At 70.2% G+C, this 18945-nt stretch carries 22 protein-coding genes and 1 pseudogene; 12 read left to right on the forward strand and 11 right to left on the reverse strand.

The features are described 5' to 3' along the window. Nucleotides 1-107 precede the first annotated feature (107 nt). Complete coding sequence (locus ACIQWA_RS21300; protein WP_402484548.1) at nt 108-677, forward strand: HD domain-containing protein; 570 nt, start codon at nt 108-110, stop codon at nt 675-677. On the opposite strand, the gene ACIQWA_RS21305 is transcribed toward ACIQWA_RS21300, so the two are convergent. Together ACIQWA_RS21305 and ACIQWA_RS21310 are read right to left on the reverse strand one after the other, a co-directional pair. Then, complete coding sequence (locus tag ACIQWA_RS21305) at nt 659-1126, reverse strand: NUDIX hydrolase (protein ID WP_402484550.1); 468 nt, start codon at nt 1124-1126, stop codon at nt 659-661. The genes ACIQWA_RS21300 and ACIQWA_RS21305 overlap by 19 nt on opposite strands. Next, a pseudogene (locus ACIQWA_RS21310) lies at nt 1119-1673 on the reverse strand (XRE family transcriptional regulator); the annotation flags it as partial. The pseudogene ACIQWA_RS21310 and the gene ACIQWA_RS21305, both read right to left, overlap by 8 nt. A gap of 284 nt (nt 1674-1957) precedes the next feature. On the opposite strand from ACIQWA_RS21310, the gene ACIQWA_RS21315 reads away from it, so the two are divergent. Then, complete coding sequence (locus ACIQWA_RS21315; protein WP_402484552.1) at nt 1958-2104, forward strand: hypothetical protein; 147 nt, start codon at nt 1958-1960, stop codon at nt 2102-2104. 39 nt (nt 2105-2143) lie between these two features. Here ACIQWA_RS21315 and tgmC read toward each other — a convergent pair whose 3' ends face one another. The 6 genes from tgmC to ACIQWA_RS21345 form a co-directional block, all read right to left on the reverse strand. Beyond that, nucleotides 2144-3286: an ATP-grasp peptide maturase system methyltransferase gene (tgmC, locus tag ACIQWA_RS21320; RefSeq protein WP_402484554.1), complete on the reverse strand. Its 1143-nt coding sequence runs from the start codon at nt 3284-3286 to the stop codon at nt 2144-2146. Beyond that, a complete protein-coding gene (gene tgmB, locus ACIQWA_RS21325; RefSeq protein WP_402484556.1) occupies nt 3283-4257 on the reverse strand; it encodes an ATP-grasp ribosomal peptide maturase in 975 nt (324 codons plus the stop codon). Before tgmB ends, tgmC begins: the two co-directional genes overlap by 4 nt. Before the next feature lies 1 nt (nt 4258). Then, nucleotides 4259-4531, reverse strand: coding sequence for a putative ATP-grasp-modified RiPP (gene tgmA, locus ACIQWA_RS21330; protein ID WP_402484558.1), 273 nt, complete (start codon nt 4529-4531; stop codon nt 4259-4261). A gap of 115 nt (nt 4532-4646) precedes the next feature. Further along, a complete protein-coding gene (locus tag ACIQWA_RS21335; protein WP_402484560.1) occupies nt 4647-4808 on the reverse strand; it encodes a hypothetical protein in 162 nt (53 codons plus the stop codon). Then, entirely contained in the window at nt 4805-5275 is a 471-nt protein-coding gene (locus tag ACIQWA_RS21340) for an ATP-binding protein (RefSeq protein ID WP_402484562.1), read from the reverse strand. The genes ACIQWA_RS21335 and ACIQWA_RS21340 overlap by 4 nt, the downstream gene beginning before the upstream one ends. A gap of 104 nt (nt 5276-5379) precedes the next feature. Next, nucleotides 5380-6564 (reverse strand): helix-turn-helix domain-containing protein, encoded by a 1185-nt coding sequence (locus tag ACIQWA_RS21345; protein ID WP_402484564.1) that lies wholly within the window; start codon nt 6562-6564, stop codon nt 5380-5382. Between the two features lie 82 nt (nt 6565-6646). On the opposite strand from ACIQWA_RS21345, the gene ACIQWA_RS21350 reads away from it, so the two are divergent. From ACIQWA_RS21350 to ACIQWA_RS21365, 4 genes are all read left to right on the forward strand, one after another. Beyond that, a complete protein-coding gene (locus ACIQWA_RS21350) occupies nt 6647-7201 on the forward strand; it encodes a flavoprotein (RefSeq protein WP_402484566.1) in 555 nt (184 codons plus the stop codon). Beyond that, complete coding sequence (locus ACIQWA_RS21355; RefSeq protein WP_402484568.1) at nt 7198-7632, forward strand: NUDIX domain-containing protein; 435 nt, start codon at nt 7198-7200, stop codon at nt 7630-7632. The genes ACIQWA_RS21350 and ACIQWA_RS21355 overlap by 4 nt, the downstream gene beginning before the upstream one ends. A gap of 89 nt (nt 7633-7721) precedes the next feature. Further along, on the forward strand, nt 7722-8189 hold the full coding sequence (locus tag ACIQWA_RS21360; protein WP_402484740.1) for an NUDIX domain-containing protein: 468 nt from the start codon (nt 7722-7724) through the stop codon (nt 8187-8189). Between the two features lie 165 nt (nt 8190-8354). Beyond that, a complete protein-coding gene (locus ACIQWA_RS21365; protein ID WP_402484743.1) occupies nt 8355-9503 on the forward strand; it encodes an IS30 family transposase in 1149 nt (382 codons plus the stop codon). Between the two features lie 65 nt (nt 9504-9568). Here ACIQWA_RS21365 and ACIQWA_RS21370 read toward each other — a convergent pair whose 3' ends face one another. After that, entirely contained in the window at nt 9569-10549 is a 981-nt protein-coding gene (locus ACIQWA_RS21370) for a heme A synthase (protein ID WP_402484570.1), read from the reverse strand. A gap of 187 nt (nt 10550-10736) precedes the next feature. On the opposite strand from ACIQWA_RS21370, the gene ACIQWA_RS21375 reads away from it, so the two are divergent. Further along, complete coding sequence (locus ACIQWA_RS21375) at nt 10737-12047, forward strand: choice-of-anchor A family protein (RefSeq protein ID WP_402484572.1); 1311 nt, start codon at nt 10737-10739, stop codon at nt 12045-12047. Between the two features lie 351 nt (nt 12048-12398). Then, nucleotides 12399-13091: an LAETG motif-containing sortase-dependent surface protein gene (locus tag ACIQWA_RS21380; protein WP_402484574.1), complete on the forward strand. Its 693-nt coding sequence runs from the start codon at nt 12399-12401 to the stop codon at nt 13089-13091. A gap of 79 nt (nt 13092-13170) precedes the next feature. On the opposite strand, the gene ACIQWA_RS21385 is transcribed toward ACIQWA_RS21380, so the two are convergent. Both ACIQWA_RS21385 and ACIQWA_RS21390 read right to left on the reverse strand, forming a co-directional pair. Then, complete coding sequence (locus tag ACIQWA_RS21385) at nt 13171-13905, reverse strand: ABC transporter permease (RefSeq protein ID WP_402484745.1); 735 nt, start codon at nt 13903-13905, stop codon at nt 13171-13173. Nucleotides 13906-13946: 41 nt separating this feature from the next. Then, nucleotides 13947-14876, reverse strand: a complete 930-nt coding sequence (locus ACIQWA_RS21390) for an ABC transporter ATP-binding protein (protein WP_402484576.1) — start codon at nt 14874-14876, stop codon at nt 13947-13949. A gap of 164 nt (nt 14877-15040) precedes the next feature. On the opposite strand from ACIQWA_RS21390, the gene ACIQWA_RS21395 reads away from it, so the two are divergent. The 4 genes from ACIQWA_RS21395 (at nt 15041) to ACIQWA_RS21410 (ending at nt 18939) form a co-directional block, all read left to right on the forward strand. Next, the gene (locus ACIQWA_RS21395) at nt 15041-15856 is read left to right on the forward strand and encodes a transcriptional regulator (RefSeq protein ID WP_360236170.1); all 816 of its coding nucleotides are present in this window, start codon (nt 15041-15043) and stop codon (nt 15854-15856) included. 49 nt (nt 15857-15905) lie between these two features. Beyond that, nucleotides 15906-17321: a Fe-S cluster assembly protein SufB gene (gene sufB, locus ACIQWA_RS21400; protein ID WP_360236173.1), complete on the forward strand. Its 1416-nt coding sequence runs from the start codon at nt 15906-15908 to the stop codon at nt 17319-17321. A gap of 62 nt (nt 17322-17383) precedes the next feature. Continuing rightward, nucleotides 17384-18616, forward strand: coding sequence for a Fe-S cluster assembly protein SufD (sufD, locus tag ACIQWA_RS21405; protein WP_402484579.1), 1233 nt, complete (start codon nt 17384-17386; stop codon nt 18614-18616). A 5-nt stretch (nt 18617-18621) separates the two neighbouring features. Further along, nucleotides 18622-18939 carry a bifunctional 3-phenylpropionate/cinnamic acid dioxygenase ferredoxin subunit gene (locus ACIQWA_RS21410; RefSeq protein WP_402484581.1) on the forward strand — a complete coding sequence of 106 codons (318 nt, stop codon included), beginning with the start codon at nt 18622-18624 and terminating at the stop codon, nt 18937-18939. Nucleotides 18940-18945: the final 6 nt, after the last annotated feature.

The following is an 18945-nucleotide window of genomic DNA, read 5'->3' on the forward strand; positions in this document are numbered from 1 at the left end:
GGGGAGCCGGGCCGTTGTCCAACTCAGAACAGGCGATTGCGGTTCGATCGACCGTGGATCGGTTGATCCCATGCGTGGTGGCGATCGGCACGGGAAACCATCGACGCATGAGCGAAGAACCGACCTCGTGGGCCAGAGCGGTGGCGAGGGGTGAGCTGGCCGAGCCACTGCCCCGCCGCTGGGCGCACACTCAAGGGGTGGCAGAGCGAGCCCGCCGCCTCGGAGGAATTCTCGGCCGGGAGGCCGGGCTTCTGGTCCGTGCAGCTCTGCTGCACGATGTCGGCTACGCGCCGAGGCTGGCGACAACAGGGTTCCACCCGCTCGACGGCGCGCGGTTCCTCCGTGATGCCCATGGGGCTGATGACCAGCTCACGCGGTTGGTGGCGAACCACTCGTTCGCGCTGCTCGAAGCCGAGGAACGCGGCCTCCGGGAGGTACTGGAGGTCGAGTTCCCGCTGCTGGAGGACCAGCGGCTGGTCGACGCCCTGGTGTGGTGTGACATGACCACGACGCCCGATGGTGGACCGACCACGGTTGGGGCACGCCTGGCGGAGATCCTCGGTCGCTACGGGGAGGAGAGCACGGTGGGGCGGTTCATCCGGCGTGCGTCGCCAGAAATCCTCGCGGCCGTGGCGCGGGTCGAGGCGGAGCTGGTGGCTCAGCCGAGGTGGGGGTAGGTGCCGGCGAGGTAGTCGCCGATCTGTTGGCGCATGCTGGGGTGGATGTTGTACCGGTCGAGGTCGGAGGGTCGGACGAAGCGGACGTCGTCGGCCTCGTCGTTGATCGTGGGCTCTCCGCCGATCGGGCGGCCGATGTAGGTGTTCTCGTACTGCTGGCGGATCTCGCCGTCGGTGTACGCGACGATGTGGTTCGGGTTGGTGTAGACGCCGAGAAAGCCGCTGATCTCGGCTTGGATGCCGGTCTCCTCCAGGCACTCGCGCACGGCGCACTCCGCGGCGGTCTCACCGATGTCCTGGGCACCGCCGGGCAGGGCCCACTGGCCCGTGTCCCGACGGCGCTGCAGCAGGATGGCGCCGGAGTCGTCGACGACGAGCAGATTGCTGGCGGGGATGAGGGTGTTGGCCTTGGGGGCGTCGGGGTCGTTGTAGTACTCGGTCCTACCCATGTGCGGTGGTCCCCTCCTGGTCGGGCGTCCATGACCGTGCGCCGGTCCAGACGGCTTCGAAGCTCTGAGCGTAGTTGTCGAACCAGCCGGTGGAGTCCAGTCGCTTGAGGTGCAGCAGGGGGTTGGCGCTGGCCGGCTGGCCGTAGACATGCGGGTTGACCAGCAGGTTGTCGTCGTATCGGAAGAGGGAGCTGTACAGCGTGGCGTCGTGGAGCCTCACCTCGCAGCCGTCTTCCAGAAGCAGGGGGCGGTAGTAGGTGAGGGAGGCGCGGATCTTGGCAGCAAGGGTGTCGCCGATGCCTTCCTCACGGCCTCGTACGGCGGCGGCCTGCCCCTGCGGGTCACCGAAGCACAGCCGGACCTGGACCCCGTCGGCTGAGCGCTCGGCGAGCATCCTGGCAACGTGGGGGTTGGACTGGGCGAAGAACGTCCCGGAGAAGACGAGTACGTCGATCTGTTGCCGGGCCTCCTGTAGCAGAGTCAGCCAGGTCTCACGGGGCACGCTGGCCCGGTTCGGGTAGGTGCCGACGAGTTCAGTGCCCGACCCGACGGTCCGTCGGCGCGGACGGCGCCTGGGGCGACCAGGTCGCCCCCACCTACGCCGTCGGCCGCCGCGCCGCGGAGCTGGCCGGGCTCACCCTGCACGAGAACTTCGAGGGCGAGCTGGGCCTCAAGGTCAAGACCGGCCCGTACGAGTGGAAGCGCATGGCCGGCATCCAGATCTGATCCCGCAGCCAGCGAACGGCCCGGCTCCCCGTGCGGGGGAGCCGGGCCGTTGTCGCTGGTCAGGGCGCCGGACAGACCGGCGAGCGGCGGCGCTATGGTGCGCGCATGCACTTCATCGTCGTCGGCCTCCGCACGCTCGTGAACGCGATCGTCGACGGCGACCCGCTGTGGCCCGCGGTGACGCTCTTCCTGCTGTCCTTCCCGCTGGCGATTGCCGCCGCGACGGTCCGCGCCCGCCGCAGGCCGAAGTAGGCCCGGCGCTGCACCGGTCGACGGGGGGCGTTCGCCGTTTCAGATGGGCAGGTTCCAGCCGGGGCCGTCCTCGTGACCGATCCAGACGCGTTGCCCCGCTGCTGAGACGGTGATCCCGAAGCCCTCCTGGTGCGGCTCGCCGGCCGCTTGCCAGGCTGCGACAGCGCTTTCCACCTGGTCCCAGAGCCGGAGCGGGCCGCGCTGGATCACGGTCCACCCACCGTCCGGGTTGGGCACGGTCCGGGCCTGTGAGCCGGTGGCCACGTCCGAGAGGATCTGGTGTCCGCCGGCTCCCATCCGCTCGGCCGAGGGCGCTGCGAGCTGTGCGACCCAGCTGCCCGTCCAGGTGCTGATGACCTCGGGGTCGATCCGGGTAGGGCGTTCGTCCCCCGGGAGCAGGGACAGGCTCTGACGGGGTGGCCGGTCGTGGGGGCGGGCCATCATGAAGCTGGTGTAGCCGGGCAGGAAGCGGCCGGTGGCTTCGCCGGGGCCGGTCACGGTCAGTAGGGCGAGGCCGAAGCCGAAGGACCAGCCGGAGAGCGTGGCCAGGATCCGCCCGCCGGGCTTCACCTGGTGCAGCCACGGGGGAGGGACGTAGCGGACTGCGCAGGTGGCGATCAGTCGGTCGTAGCCGCTGCCGTTCGGATCGCCGAGCAGTCCGTCACCGACGACCAGCCGGGGTGCGTAGCCCGCTGCGGTGATGGCTGCCGCTGCGGCCGCGCCCACTTTCGGGTCGTACTCGATGCTGGTGACGGCGGCGTCCCCGAGGCGGTGTGCGCCGAGGGCAGTCGAGTAGCCGGTTCCGGTGCCGATCTCCAGCACCCGGTGGCCGGGCTCGACGCCGAGTTGGTGCCACATGCGCAGGACGAGGGACGGCAGGGTGGACGAGGAGGACGGGGTGCCGGTCGCGGTCCCGTCGGGCACGTCCTCGGGGCGGGTCCGCCCGTCGAGTTGAGTGACCAGCGTTTCGTTGCTGTAGACGTGCTCCAGCCATTCGGGCTCGTGCCGGTGAGCGGCGCGGTAGGCGGTCGGATTGCTCCCCGGTACCGGCACGAAGAAGGATCCGACGAACAGCTCCCGGGGGACGCTTCTGGCGGCGTCCTCCCACGCTGGGTCGGTGACCTCGTCATCCCCGGTGAGGCTGTCCACCAGGGCTGCGCGGAGCTGAGCCGATGTGCTCATGCGTCGGGACCTCTCTCCAACTGGTCGGCAAGGGCGCAGGCGATCGCGGCCGTGCTCGCCGCGGGCTGCCACGCCCATTGGCCGTTTGGGTTGCACTCCAGGAAACTCCAGTCGCCGCGGGCGGTCACGGCGAAGTCGAACGCGCCGAAGGTAAGGCGGAGTTCGGCGAGGTAGGCAGTGATCGCGCGAGCGACCGGCTCGGGTACCTCGATCGGTGCGCACGTCATCAGGTCCTGTCGGTGGCGCCAGTCGAGATCCGGGCTGTCGATCCGGACCGCGAACAGTCTGTCGCCAACGGCGGTGACCCGTGCGTCGAAGGCCTTGTCCACCTTGGCCTGGAACAGGTGCGGGCAGACGGATACGGCGTCGGTGATCTCGGTGGGGTCGACTTCCCGTACCCACACCGTCCGTGCGGTGCCGTCCTCGGCGCGGAAGCGGCTGTCCCACAGCGGTTTGTAGACGGCTCCACCGGGATGGTCGGTGCAGAACCGGCGTGCTTCGGCGGGATCGGTGGTGATGACCGTGTCCGGGACCAGGAACCCCGCCCGGCTCGCCACGGCGAGCTGGGCGGGTTTGTACTCCGCATCGCGGATGCGCCATGGGTGATTGACGTAATGGGCTCCGGGGAGCGATGCGAGAATGCCGCCGACGCCCCAGAACGCCTGTGAGTTGGCGAACCTCGCCGAGTGCTCGTCGAGCCCCCGGGATGCCTCGTAGGGAGAGGGTCGGCGGACCCAGACCGATCGCACCCGGGTGAGGTCCAGGTCCCGGCTCGGCGTGCGGAGAACGCCCCGCTGACCGCCCGTGCGGTAGTGGGCGGTCAGCGGGGCACCTCCGAGCAGATCGGCACCGGGGTCGACCCGGACGACCGGGACCCTGCGTTCGGCCAGGATGCGGAGCACTACGTCGGCTGTCACGTCGTAGGCGTTGGTCAGGACCAGGACACTGGCCCGGTGCCGATCCGGTGCCATGTCAGCCCGTTCCCTGGTCCTGGTCGTTCGCGGGCATGCTGTCCATGTCGGTGGGCGCGTTCTGCTGCCCGCTCTGGCCGTCGCCGCCGCCCGTGTTCGTGGGCGTGCTGGTCTCGGTGCTGGTGCCGTGCGCCCCCATCTCGACCGTGCGCCCGTGCTCGTCCACGAACACGGCGACCTGCGTTTCGGGATCGATCACGGGCGTGAGGGCCGGGATGGGCCTGGACTCGGGGTACGGCGCCATGCGGGTGGTACCCCACGGTGCGGTGGTCATCTGGACTGTTCCTCCTCGGGTGTGATGGTTGAGGGCGAGAACAGCAACTCGGCAGACCTGCTGAGTTGCTGGGTGAGCCCGGCCGCGGCGCCGGGGCGGCGGCGCGGCCGGGAGTTCAGCGGGCGCGGTTGATCAGGATCAGGGCCGCGGTGATGACGTGCAGGCCGGCGGCGGTGGACACCCCGTAGGCGGCCCAGACCCGGGTCGGGTCGGGGATGGGCGGGGGCGGCGGCGCATCGTCGGAGTCGTAAGTGTTGTCCGGCGGTTGTGAGTTCACCGGGGGTTCGGCGTGGGCGTCGCGAGGTCGGCGTGGACGACCTTGCCGAAGGGGAGGGGCGTGACGCCCCAACGGCCGTGAGTGAGCCGGTGGACCATCGACAGCCCCCGGCCGGACGTGGCGTCCGGCCCGGCCTGGACCATCACGGGCATCGAGCGGGAGCCGTCACCGACCAGGATGCGGACGATCCGGTCGCTCGGACGGCGGACGCCGATGAGCATGCGGGTCTGGCAGCCGGTCTTGATGGAGTTGGTGGCCAGTTCGCTGACGATCACGACGGCGTCGTCCACCAGGTCGTCCAGCCCCCATTCCCGCAGCTGCGCGCAGACGAAGCGCCGAGCAGCGCCCACTGACTCGGGCCGGTAGGGCAGGCAGACGGTCGCCGGTGTGGCACGGGGGCGGGTGCTCGCGTCCGGGATCTGGTGGAGTACCGCGTCGCCTCTCAGAGCGTTCGAGAGGAGGGTCATCGGCGCTTCTCCTTGGCGTAGTCATCTCGTTACGGAGAGCATTGCCGCAGGAGAAGGGGCGGACTATCACTCCTTGGTGATAGTCCAACCTCAGGGAGTGATGATCAGACGCCGACCCAGTGCGCCATGTTCGCGAGGGTGCCAGGTGTCGACCGGCGGGCCGAGAGAAGGCCGGCGACCGTCTCACGCACCATCGGGTGGTAGCGCATCTGCTGTGGTGCCAGCTCCCTTGCATGCTGCAAGGACTTCAACGACGCCTCCGAGCGCCCGATCCACAACTGCGCCCGCGCTACCTCCGCGACGTGTGCGGCAGCTCGCGAGGCAGGCCACTCTGCGGGGATCTGGACCTGTTCGGCGGCTCGGACAGCTTCTGCGTACCGGTACTGCTCGGCCAGAGTCGCTACTTGGTGCACGGCGACGTTCGTCGGTCCGAACGAGAGCCAGTGCACTCGCGTGGCCTCGCCGGTGACCTCGGCGATCCGCGCCGCCTCCGCAACGTGTTCGGCCGCCGTGTCGCCGTCCCCGGATCGCGCGGCCAACATGGCGGCGCCGAGGTGCAGTTGCCCCACTGCCACGTCCCGGATCCGGCTGCTGTCAGCTTGTTCGAGGGTGCCCATGCCGACCCCGACGAGTCGCTTCCCGATGTCGTACTGGCCTGCTCGGAGGTAGACCAGCGATCGCAGGTACTGGCGAACTCCGGCGACCACTGGGTCGGACGCGCGCTCGGACGCCCACGCCATGCGGTCCAGAGCCACGACACAAAGATCGCTGTAGCCCAACTTCGAGGTGATGTCGTAGGCCGTGCGGTAGGTGCTCGCCAGTACCTGCCACGCCTTCTCGGAAGGTGCCGCGTGCGCGGCCGTCGTGGCCTCGATCATCAGGGTTGGAAGAGCTCGGGCGGCGTCCTTGATTCGGGTCTCGCGGACCTTGGCGCACAACTGCTCCGAGGCGGAGTGCAGTTCATCCACCGAGCGGGGGATGATCTCGGGATCGACGCCGAGGTCGTACAGATCAAGTGCCTCGCGGATCGGCTGGATCAGCACATCGAGTTCGTCCTGCTGCAACTCGGTCATGTACGGCTGACCGGTGAGGTCGACGGTCTGGACGAACAGCGCCCGGGCTACCGCGGCGATCACTGCGGGAGTGGCCGGCTTGGCTCCCTGCTCGACCTTGGTCAGCATGCTGTAAGAGATGTGGGCGCGAGCGGCGAGTTCCCGCTGGGTCAGGTGGCGGAGCTTGCGGTACTGGGCGATGCGTTCGCCCGTGTGCTCGGAGATGTGCCTGGGCATACTGGTACTCCGTTCGTAGCAGCCAGTCGGACGATACTCGCTGAAGGCGGCGGGATGTGTTCCTACGAACAGGAGTTCAGGTTTGACCGAGCACCGTGAGCCGTTTCTGTACGTCATCGTCTGCGCATCGGGAATCGCCGGCGGCGTGGGCGAACTGATCACCGCTGCCCGTGCCGAGGGATGGAAGGTCGGGGTGATCGCCACTCCCAACGCCCTCGGCTTCCTGGACCAGGAAGCCATCGAGGCCCAGACCGGCTATCCGATCCGCTCGGCCTGGCGCACGCCCGGTGGTTCACGGCCGCTGCCTGGGGCCGATGCCATCGCGGTCGTCTCAGCCACCTTCAACACCATCAACAAGTGGGCCCTCGGGATCGCTGACACGCTCGCGCTCGGCATCCTCTGCGAGGCGTACGGGCTCGGGATCCCAGTAGTCGTGCAGCCCTACGTCAATTCCGCGCTGGCAGCCCACCCGGCGTATTCGGAGAGCCTGGCCCGGCTGCGCTCGATGGGCGTCCTGGTAGGCGACTCCGTACCCCACAAGCCCAAGTCCGGCGGAGCGCCCGATGAGTACAGCTGGACCCATGTCCTGGACCTGCTCCGTCCTACGTTCGGCAGGCTCTCAGGGGCGACCACGTGACGAGCGACACCGCGAAGCTCCACTCGGTGTCGGTCGCGCGGGTGGTGGTGCGGGAGGACGGTCGGGTGTTGGCAATTCGCCGGGCTGACAACGGGACCTGGGAGCTGCCAGGTGGGGTGCTGGAGCTGGATGAGGCCGTCGAGGACGGGGTGCGTCGCGAGGTCTACGAGGAGACCGGCATCAAGGTCTGCGTGGAGCGGCTGACCGGGGTCTACAAGAACCTACGTCGAGGGGTCATTGCTCTCGTCTTTCGGTGCAGTCCGGAGAATCAGATCGCGCGGCTCTCGGACGAGTCGATCGAGGTTGCCTGGCTCACCCCGGACGAGGTCGCTGAGCGCATGGCGGAGGTCTATGCCGTGCGTGTGCTGGACGGGCTTCGGGGCGACGCCGCACCGAGTGTCAGGACTCATGACGGTCGGCACCTGCTGTGACAGGGTAGGGGCCCCACCGTGGTGGCGGCTGTCGCTCCCGCGGGCCAGGGGTGGCATCCGTTGACGTCAGACAGTCGATGAGGTGGATGATGCCGAGGCGTGACTACGAGAATGACCCGACTGCTCCCGAGGCGAACTCGCTGGTCCCGGCCGCGTCCGTGGTCGTGGTCGACGATGCGGGCCGGGTCCTGCTCCAGCGGCGCACGGACAACGGGATGTGGGCGCTGCCCGGCGGCAGGATGGACATCGGGGAGTCGCTCGCTGGTTGCGGTGTCCGTGAGACCCGTGAGGAGACCGGCATCGACATCGCGATCACCGGGATCGTCGGCACCTACACCGACCCGGGCCATGTGTTCGCCTATGACGACGGAGAGGTCCGCCAGGAGTTCTCCATCTGCCTCCTCGGACGCCCGATCGGTGGGGAGTTGCGGGTCTCCGATGAGTCCCACGAGGTGGCGTGGTTCACCCCGGACGAGATGGACGGGCTGCCGATGGTGTCGAGCATCCGCAAGCGGCTGGCCGACTGGCGCTCCGGAGAGATCCCCGTGGTGCGCTAGCCGCCGTTGATCGTGACGGCGAAGGCCCCCATCCGACTTCTTGGGTTCTAAGGATCGTTGCAACACCCCAGTTCAAGGGGTGCGATGTTCGAGATCCGGATGAACCGGACGGTGGCTCAGGGGACCAGGACCCTGGTCCGTGAGCGGGAGGAATACTTCCGGCTCATGGACCAGGGCCTGAGCAGTCGGGAAGCGTGCAGACGCGTCGGGATCAATCTGCGCACGGGCAAGCGGTGGCGCAACGGCCGCAACGCGTCGGGCAAGGACAAGGCCAGGCCGCCGGTCCTGGCTGCGTTGCCGGCTTCCGGCCCGTCCCGCTACCTGCGCGAGGCGGATCGGATATACATCGCCGACCGCCTGCGGGAGAAGGCGTCCATCCGCGAGATCGCCGCCGAGCTCGGCCGCAGCCCCTCAACGGTGAGCCGGGAGGTCCACCGCAACGGCACGCCGCTGCGCGGAGACCAACAGCGCATCGCCTACCGGCCGCATGCCGCTCAGGCCCGCGCCGACGCCCGCCGGCCCCGCCCGAAGCGCGGCAAGATCGGGCAGAATCCCGAGCTGCGGGACTTCATCCAGGACCACCTTGACCGCAAGTGGAGCCCGGAGCAGATCTGCCAGGCTCTGCGGGACACCTTTCCCGAGCGGCCGGAGATGCACGTGGTCCACGAGACGGTCTACCAGGCCCTCTACATCCAGGGCAGGGGCGAGCTTCGCCGGGAGCTGGCCGCCGCCCTGCGCTCCGGCCGCGCCCGGCGCAAGCCGCATCGGCAGGCCAACTGCCGCCAGCCCCGCTTCTCCACACCGATGGTCATGATCAGCGAGCGCCCGGCCGAGGCCGAGGACCGGGCGGTTCCCGGTCACTGGGAGGGCGATCTGATCATCGGCAAGGACGGTGCCTCCGCGATCGGCACCCTAGTCGAGCGCGCCACCCGCTACGTCCTGCTCCTGCACCTGCCGAACGGCCGCACCGCCGAGCACGTGCGCGATGCCCTGGTGGAGACCGTCCAGACCTTGCCCGGTCACCTGGCGCGGTCGCTGACCTGGGACCAAGGCGCGGAGATGGCCGCGCACGGCGCGTTCACCATCGCCACCGGCGTCCCGGTCTACTTCTGCGACCCGGCCAGTCCCTGGCAGCGCGGCTCCAACGAGAACACCAACGGCCTGCTGCGGCAGTACTTCCCGAAGGGCACCGACCTATCGGCCCACGGCCCGGAGCACCTTGCCGCCGTCGCCGCCGAACTCAACGGCCGCCCACGCAAAACGCTCGGCTGGGAAACCCCAGCCGAGCGCCTGCATAAACTGCTCGCGGCCTGATCAACACGGCCATGTGTTGCAACGACCCCTAGAAACCGCCCTTGGATGGGGGCCTTCGGTGATGGTCAGACTGCGGCGGTCTGGGGGGTCTGGGCGGGGAGGTGGTCGGCGGCCTCCGCCGTCTCGCGGGTGCGGAGGGCGAGGGGGATGCGGAGGGCGGCGATCCAGGTCAGGGAGGCTCCCAGCATGTGGAGGCCGACCATGAGCTCGGGGGCGTCGGTGAAGTACTGGATGAAGCCGAGGACGCCCTGGAGGAGCAGGACGGCGAGCAACTCCTTCGCGCGGGCCTTGGCGGCCGGGGGGGCCTTGATGGCCGCGAAGACGAAGATCATCGCGATGGTCAGGCCGACCGAGACGAACGCCAGGTCTGCGTGGAACTGCGCGAGGCGGTCGTAGTCGATCGGGATGCGCGGCACGATCTTGTTGTCCTTCGGCGTTCCCGGGTGGTGGCCGGCGCCGGTGACCAGGGTGCCCGCCGCGACGAGCAGGCCGACCACCGTGACCAGGACGTAGGAGAGCTGGTGGATCGGGCGGGCGACCGCGAGCTTTGCCGGGCCGTCGCCTTCCTTGCCGCGCTCCCACATGAGGAGGGCGACCCAGACCAGCGCCATCGCGGCGATCATGTGCAGCGCCACGGTGTACGGGTTGAGGCCTGTCAGCACCGTGATGCCGCCGAGGACGGCGTTGCTCATCACGAGCCAGAACTGGGCCCAGCCGAGCTTGGTCATGCTGCGCCGCCACGGGCGGTGGCAGCGCGCGGCGAGGATCGCCCAGCCGACCGCCGCGCTCAGCACGTACGTGAGCATCCGGTTGGTGAACTCGACGACGCCGTGGAAGCCCATCTCCGCCGTGGGCGTCAGGCTCTCGGCGGTGCAGCGGGGCCACGTGGTACAGCCGAGGCCGGAGGCGGTGAGCCGGACGGCGCCGCCGGTGACGACGATCACCACGCTCATCACCAGCGCGGCGAACGTGGCGCGCCGGACCATCGCGGCGGAGGGCTGCCAGCGCTCGGCGAGCAGGGAGAAGGGGTTCAGCACGGGCTCCATCGTAGGCGGCCTTACGGGCGATCTTGGGGCGGGGCGCGGGGTGGGGCCGCCGGCGATCAAACCGGACTGTTCGGACAAGGCGGTCAGTGGTCTTGACCATTCACCCGTTTGGCCGAAAGAGTGCGGATTGGTCCATACCTTTTTCCGGGCCCATCCCACTTCCCGCACGTAAGCGGAGATCCTGCACATGCGCATACCCACCTCCGCCGCCGCGCTCGCGGTCGGCGGCTCGCTCGCACTCGCCGCCCTGATCGCGCCGGCCGCCCAGGCCGCCGGCACCGTCGCCGCCGACGAGCAGTGCCGCAACCTCGGGGTCGCCAACCTGTACGGCGAGTTCATCGAGGGCGACGACACCCACACCCCCGACGCCGAGGGTGCCGTCGCGGTCGGCGGCAACGCCGACTTCACCGGCGGCTTCTCCGTCGGCCAGGAGCTCACCGCCGCCGAGGTCGACGCCCTGCCCGGCCGGAACGCCCTGGTCGTGGCCGGCAAGATCACCGGCCACAACACCCAGGTGATGAAGGGCAACGGCGTCTACGGTTCGAAGGCCGACGGCGCCGTGGTCGAGGCCCACCAGGGCAAGATCGCCCAGGGCCCCTCGCCGATCGACTTCAAGGCCGAGTTCACCAAGCTGCGCGCCGCTTCCACCGCGCTGGCCGCCGTGCCGCAGACCGCCGGGGCCACCGTCCAGGCCACGGGCACCGAGCTCACCTTCACCGGTGGCGACGCCACGTACAACAGCTTCACCGTCGACGCCGGGAAGCTCCAGGGCGCCAAGGACGTCTTCGTCAAGGTGCCGGCCGGCTCGGTGACCGTCATCAACGTGACCGGCGGCTCGTACGACATGGCGGCGGCCGGGACCACCGGCTTCCACCTGTGGGACGAGGGCAGGTCGGCCTTCCTGCTGGACGACAAGAACCTGAGCGCGGCGGGCGGCGCGATCCGGGCCAAGCTGCTCTGGAACTTCCCCACCGCGACCAAGGTGGTCAAGAACAGCAACGCCGCCTGGGCCGGGACGGTGCTCGCGCCCAACGCGGCCTTCGAGCTCGGCAGTGGCGGCCCGGTCAACGGCTCGGTGATCGCGGCCTCGCTGACCGGCAAGGGCGGCGCCGAGACCCACCACTACCCCTTCACCGGTTGCCTGCCGGGGACGCCGGTGCCGACCCCGACCGGTACGCCGACCGTTCCGCCGGTGGTGCCGAGCGGTTCGCCGTCGGTGACGCCGAGCGGTTCGGCGAGCCCGTCGGGCAGCCCGTCCGCGCCGATGAGCGGCAAGCCCAGTGCGGGCGGTTCGGCGAGCCCGTCGGCCTCCGCTTCGACGGGCGGCCCGGCCGCCCCGGGTTCGGTGAGTCCGTCCGCCCCGTCGAACGAGGGCGGCAACCTGGCGCACACCGGCTCCGGTCCGGTGCTGCCGCTGGCGATCGGCGGCGCCGTGGTGCTGGCGGCCGGTGGCGGGATCGTGGTCGCGGCCCGGCGCAAGGCCGCGAAGCGGGCCTGAGAGGTCTGAAAGCTCTGGAAGGCCTGAGCGGTCCGACTGTCCGTTGACGTGCGTTCGTCGACGTGTCGACAGGGCGCCCCCGGTGATTGAACCTGATCACCGGGGGCGCCGTTGTGTGCTGAAAGTGACCAAGTTCATTCAAGTTTGCCGAATCCGCGTTCTGCGAGGTGGCGGCTGTGATGGGCTGGTCGAGCACATCCAGGAACGCACGGACAGACGAAATCCGGTCGTACGGCGGGGTGTGGCGAGGTGTGGGAGTGCCGGTAGAGTCCCCCGGACATGTCGTAGTGGGCCACCGCGAACCACTTCAACCCGCCTGCTGCGCAAGACCGTTCGGAGGGGAACAGGGTAATGGCGCGACAGCAGCGGCACATTCGGATGGGCGCGGCGGCACTCGCCGGTACGGCGGCGGCCGGAATTCTCCTGCCGCTGGCGCTGGCCACCAACGCCTCGGCGCACGTGCCGACCTGGTCGGTGACCTGCGACCAGGTCGTGGTCGACCTGATCAACTACAGCCCCAAGCCTGACGTGAAGAACACCGTCAGCCTGACCATCGGTGACGAGAAGGTCGTGGACGCCCAGGGGTTCCCGGCGGAGTTCCACGGCAAGTACCCGGTGAAGGACCACGACGCCCCGATCGTCGCCCACCTGGTGGTCAAGACCACCGAGACCCCGGCGGAGAAGGGGTGGAACATCGACGAGACCAAGACCATCGCGCCGTGCCACACCCCGACCCCCACGCCGACCCCCACGCCGACCCCCACCCCCACCAAGACCCCCACCCCGACGCCGACCCCCACCCCGACGCAGACGCCGACCGGCACCCCGTCGGCGACGCCCACCCCGAGCGGGACCCCGTCGGCGACCCCCACCCCCAGCAAGAGCACGCCCGCCCCGGTGCCCAGCACCAGCGCCCCGGCGCTGGCCCAGACCGGTAGCAACGACGCCACCCCGATGATCGCGGCGGCCGGTGGCGGCGTGCTGCTGGTCGGTGGCGCGCTCGTGCTGCTCGCCCGCAAGCGGCGCGGTGGCAGCCAGGGCTGACCCCCGATGATCGGCTGAAATGCCTGACGCCCCCGACCTGTTGAGGTCGGGGGCGTCAGGCATCGAAGGGGAGGCGGCGCTACTCCCAGCGGAAGAACCGGGCGGCCGCGGCCAGCCCCAGGACGGCCCAGCCGGCCAGGATCCCGAGGTCCGACCAGGGCACCCCGGCGCCGTGCTGGAGCACCGAGCGCAGCCCGTCCGAGAGCGCCGAGATCGGCAGCAGCTCCAGCACCGACCGCACGGCGTCCGGGAACTTGCTCAGCGGCACGATCACCCCGCCGGCCAGCAGCAGCAGGATGAACACCAGGTTGGCGGCGGCCAGGGTGGCCTCGGCCTTGAGGGTGCCGGCCATCAGCAGGCCCAGGCCGGAGAAGGCGGCGGTGCCGAGGACCAGCAGGGCGGCGACGGCCAGTGCCCCCTGCGGGGTGGCGAGCCCGTGCGGGGACCAGCCGAGGGCCAGGGCGATCACCGACAGCAGGGCGACCTGCAGCACCTCGGTGACCAGCACGCAGCCGGTCTTGGCGGTCAGCAGCGTCCAGCGCGGCAGCGGGCTGGCGCCGAGCCGCTTGAGCACGCCGTAGCGGCGCTCGAAGCCGGTGGCGATGGCCTGCCCGGTGAAGGCGGTGGACATCACGGCCAGTGCGAGCAGGCCGGGGGCCAGGAAGTCGACCCGCTTGCCGGGGCCCACCACGGCGACGACGTCCACGGCGGAGAACAGCACCAGCAGCACGGTCGGGATGACCACGGTGAGCAGCAGCTGCTCACCGTTGCGCAGCAGCATCCTCGTCTCGAAGGCGGTCTGGGCGAGCAGCATCCGGCCGACGGGTGCGGCGCCGGGCTTCGGCGCGTACGTACTCACGAGCGGAGCTCCCGTCCGGTCAGGTCGAGGAAGACGTCTTCGAGGCTGCGGCGCTGCACGGCCAGCCGTTCGGGCAGGATGCCGGAGGCCGCGCACCAGCCGGTGACGGCGGCCAGCAGCCGGCTGGGGTCGAGGGGGGCCTCGACGCGGTAGCTGCCGGGGGCGGCCTCGGCGGCGGTGGCGCCGGCGGGCAGTTCCTTGAGCAGTGGGGCGAGGTCGAGGCCGGGCGGGCCGTCGAAGCGCAGGGCGTCCTCGGCGCCGCCGCGGCACAGCTCGGTCACGGTGCCGTCGGCGATGACCTTGCCGCGGTCGACGACGGCGACGCGGTCGGCGAGCTGTTCGGCCTCGTCCATGTGGTGGGTGGTGACGACCACGGTGACGCCGTCCCGGCGCAGGTCGCGGACCAGGTCCCAGGTGGCGCGGCGGGCCTGGGGGTCGAGGCCGGCGGTGGGTTCGTCCAGGAAGACCAGTTCGGGGCGGCCGACCACGGCCATCGCGAGGGCGAGCCGCTGCTGCTGGCCGCCGGAGAGCCGGCGGTAGGTGGTGCGGCCGCAGGAGCCGAGGCCGAGGCGCTCGACCAGGGCGTCCACGTCCAGCGGGTGGGCGTGCAGCTTGGCGGTGTGCCGGAGCATCTCGACGGCGCGCGCGCCCGCGTACACGCCCCCGGACTGGAGCATCACGCCGATCCGGGGCCGCAGGGCGGCGCTCTGGGTGACCGGGTCGAGGCCGAGGACGCGGACGGTGCCGGCGTCGGGGCGGCGGTAGCCCTCGCAGGTCTCGATGGTGGTGGTCTTGCCGGCGCCGTTGGGGCCGAGGACGGCGGTGATCGCGCCGGTCGCGATGGTCAGGTCGAGGCCGTCCACCGCGGCCTTGTCACCGTAGCGTTTGACCAGCCCGGCGACCTGGACCGCGGGTACGGGGTTCATACCGGCGAGTCTAAGAGGGCCGAACGCCCGGGCCGGACATCGGCCTTGGTGATCGTTTACGCAGGTCAGGTAAGGCTTGCCTGCGTGACAGATGACACGAGTGAGGCCTGGATCACGGCTTGTCCTGTCGGAAGTAATTACGCAACACTGGTGTTGTGAAAAACATGCGCGAGCACACCCCGCAGCAGGAGGCCGAGTCGGCCCCCGGCTTCGACGTGCCCGTGACGGCGGCCGAGGTGCTGCTGGAGGGCCACCGGGCCACCCGGGACCGGGTCGCCCGGTCGATCCTGGACCACGGCCCCTCCTCCGCCGCCGACCTGGCGACCCGGCTCGGCCTCACCGCCGCCGCCGTCCGCCGCCACCTGGACGGCCTAGCCGCCGCCCGTCTGGTCGAGTCCCGCGAGCAGCGGGTCTACGGCAGCCGGGGCCGGGGCCGCCCGGCCAAGGTCTTCGCCCTCACCGACGCCGGCCGGGACGCCTTCTACCAGGCGTACGACCAGCTCGCCGCCGACGCCCTGCGTTGGATCGCGGACTCGGTGGGCGGCGGCGAGGCGGGTGAGGAGGCGGTCGCCGCCTTCGCCCGCGCCCGCTTCGGCAAGCAGGCCGAGAAGTACCTGGAGACCCTGCGGCAGGCCGAGGTCCAGGACCGCCCGGAGGCCCTTGCCCAGGCGCTGAGCGCGGACGGGTACGCTGCCACGGTGCGGCGTGTCCCGTCGGCCGTGGCCAAGGCCCCGGCGGGCGCCCAGCTCTGCCAGCACCACTGCCCGGTCGCGCACATCGCCGAGCAGTTCCCGCAGCTCTGCGAGGCGGAGACCGAGGTCTTCTCCCAGCTCCTGGGCACCCATGTGCAACGGCTGGCCACCATCGCCCACGGCGACGGGGTCTGCACCACCTATGTGCCGGCACCCGGTGCCGCATCGTCGCCCGCCCAGCGCACCGCGGGCCACGGTTCCGATGCGGCGCCGACTGCCAGTACATGAAAACTCCGCGTCCACCGAAGATTCAGCGTCCGCGCGTTAGGAAGCTCGCATGACTGACACCGTTTCGCACCCCGAGCTCGAAGGCCTCGGCAATTACGAGTACGGCTGGGCCGACCCGGACACCGCCGGTGCCGCGGCCAAGCGCGGGCTCAGCGAGGAGGTCGTCCGCGACATCTCGGCGAAGAAGAACGAGTCCGAGTGGATGCTGAACCTGCGGCTCAAGGGCCTCAAGCTGTTCGGCAAGAAGCCCATGCCGACCTGGGGCTCCGACCTCACCGGCATCGACTTCGACAACATCAAGTACTTCGTCCGCTCCACCGAGAAGCAGGCCGAGTCCTGGGAGGACCTGCCCGCGGACATCAAGGCCACGTACGACAAGCTGGGCATCCCGGAGGCGGAGAAGCAGCGCCTGGTCGCCGGTGTCGCCGCCCAGTACGAGTCCGAGGTCGTCTACCACCAGATCCGCGAGGACCTGGAGGAGCAGGGCGTCATCTTCCTGGACACCGACACCGCGCTGCGCGAGCACCCGGAGATCTTCAAGGAGTACTTCGGCACCGTCATCCCGGCCGGCGACAACAAGTTCGCCGCGCTGAACACGGCGGTGTGGTCCGGCGGCTCGTTCATCTACGTGCCGAAGGGCGTGCACGTCGACATCCCGCTCCAGGCCTACTTCCGGATCAACACCGAGAACATGGGCCAGTTCGAGCGGACGCTGATCATCGTCGACGAGGACGCCTACGTCCACTACGTCGAGGGCTGCACCGCGCCGATCTACTCCTCCGACTCGCTGCACTCGGCGGTCGTCGAGATCATCGTCAAGAAGGGCGGCCGCTGCCGCTACACGACCATCCAGAACTGGTCGAACAACGTCTACAACCTGGTCACCAAGCGCGCCGTGGCGTACGAGGGCGCGACCATGGAGTGGGTCGACGGCAACATCGGCTCCAAGGTCACCATGAAGTACCCGGCCGTCTACCTGATGGGCGAGCACGCCAAGGGCGAGACCCTGTCGATCGCCTTCGCGGGCGAGGGCCAGCACCAGGACGCCGGCGCCAAGATGGTGCACATGGCGCCGAACACCTCGTCCAATATCGTCTCCAAGTCGGTGGCGCGCGGCGGCGGCCGGACCTCCTACCGCGGTCTGATCGAGATCGGTGAGGGCTCCAAGGGCGCCAAGTCCAACGTGCTGTGCGACGCGCTGCTGGTCGACACGATCTCCCGCTCGGACACCTACCCGTACGTGGACGTCCGCGAGGACGACGTGTCCATGGGCCACGAGGCGACCGTCTCCAAGGTCAGCGAGGACCAGCTGTTCTACCTGATGAGCCGCGGCATGACCGAGTTCGAGGCGATGGCGATGATCGTCCGCGGCTTCGTCGAGCCGATCGCGCGCGAGCTGCCGATGGAGTACGCGCTGGAGCTCAACCGGCTGATCGAGCTGCAGATGGAGGGCGCGGTCGGCTGACGACCGGCCGTACCGCCGCCATCCATCCGGAATTTCTGAGGAAGAGAGCACTACGAACAGCCATGGCTGACGTTCAGAACACCACCGGCTCCACCACCGCCGGTTCGATCGAGGTCGGCACCGCCGGCGCGGGCGCGCAGCTCGCCGGCCCCGGCACCGGCCGGACCACCGTGCACCAGCCGATCGACGCGCGCGTCGCGGTCAAGCCGTCCTTCGACGTGAACGACTTCCCGGTGCCCACCGGCCGCGAGGAGGACTGGCGGTTCACCCCGCTGCACCGCCTCGCCGGCCTGCACGACGGCACCGCCGCGGCCGGCGAGCGGGGCGAGGACAAGGTCGAGTTCGCGCTGCCGGACGGCGTCACCGCCGAGACCGTCGGCCGCGACGACGCCCGGCTGGGCAAGGCCGGTACGCCGGTCGACCGGGTCGCCGCGCAGGCGTTCAGCGCGTTCGAGCAGGCGCTCGTGGTCACCGTCCCCAAGGACGCGGTGCTGACCGAGCCGGTCCGGATCGACGTGCGGGGCGAGGGCGGGGTCCGCTTCGCCCACGTGGTGATCGACGTCAAGCCGTTCGCCGAGGCCGTCGTGGTGCTCAACCACGAGGGCACCGGCACCCGGGCCGCCAACGTCGAGGTGCTGGTCGGCGACGGTGCCAAGCTCACCTTCGTCTCCGTGCAGGACTGGGACCGGGACGCCGTCCACGTCGCCCAGCACAGCGCGCTGGTCGGCCGGGACGCCTCGTTCAAGTCCGTGGTCGTCACCTTCGGCGGCGACTTGGTCCGCCTCCACCCGCGGGTCAACTACGCCGGCCCCGGCGGCGAGGCCGAGCTGTTCGGCCTCTACTTCGCCGACGCCGGCCAGCACCTGGAGCACCGCCTGGTCATCGACCACGACACGCCGCACTGCCGGTCGAACGTGGCGTACAAGGGCGCGCTGCAGGGCCAGGACGCCCACGCGGTCTGGGTCGGCGACGTGCTGATCCGCGCCGCCGCGGTCGGCACCGACACCTACGAGCTCAACCGGAACCTGGTGCTCACCGACGGTGCCCGGGTCGACTCGATCCCGAACCTGGAGATCGAGACCGGCGAGATCGTCGGCGCCGGCCACGCCTCGGCGACCGGCCGCTTCGACGACGAGCAGCTGTTCTACCTGATGGCCCGCGGCATCCCGGCCGAGGAGGCCCGCCGCCTGGTGGTCCGCGGCTTCTTCGCCGAACTGCTCCAGCAGATCGGGGTGGCCGAGGTCCAGGAGCAGCTCATGGTGAAGATCGACGCAGAGCTGGAAGCGGCGGTCTGATCCCGATGAGCTTCCTGCGTGCCTGCGCGCTGAGCGACCTCCAGGAGGACGTTCCCAAGCGCGTGGACCTCAACGGCGTGCCGGTCACGGTCGTCCGCACCGACGAGGGGGTGTTCGCGATCAACGACACCTGCTCGCACGCGAACGTCTCGCTCGCGGAGGGCGAGGTCGAGGACTGCATGATCGAGTGCTGGCTGCACGGCTCCAGCTTCGACCTGCGCACCGGCAAGCCCTCCGGCCTGCCCGCCACCAAGCCGGTCGCTGTCTACCCCGTAAAGATCGAAGGGGACGATGTGCTCGTCTCCGTCAACCAGGAGTCCTGAGTACAC

Origin of the sequence: Kitasatospora sp. NPDC098652, from assembly GCF_044760155.1 — a bacterium.
GTDB lineage: Bacteria > Actinomycetota > Actinomycetes > Streptomycetales > Streptomycetaceae > Kitasatospora.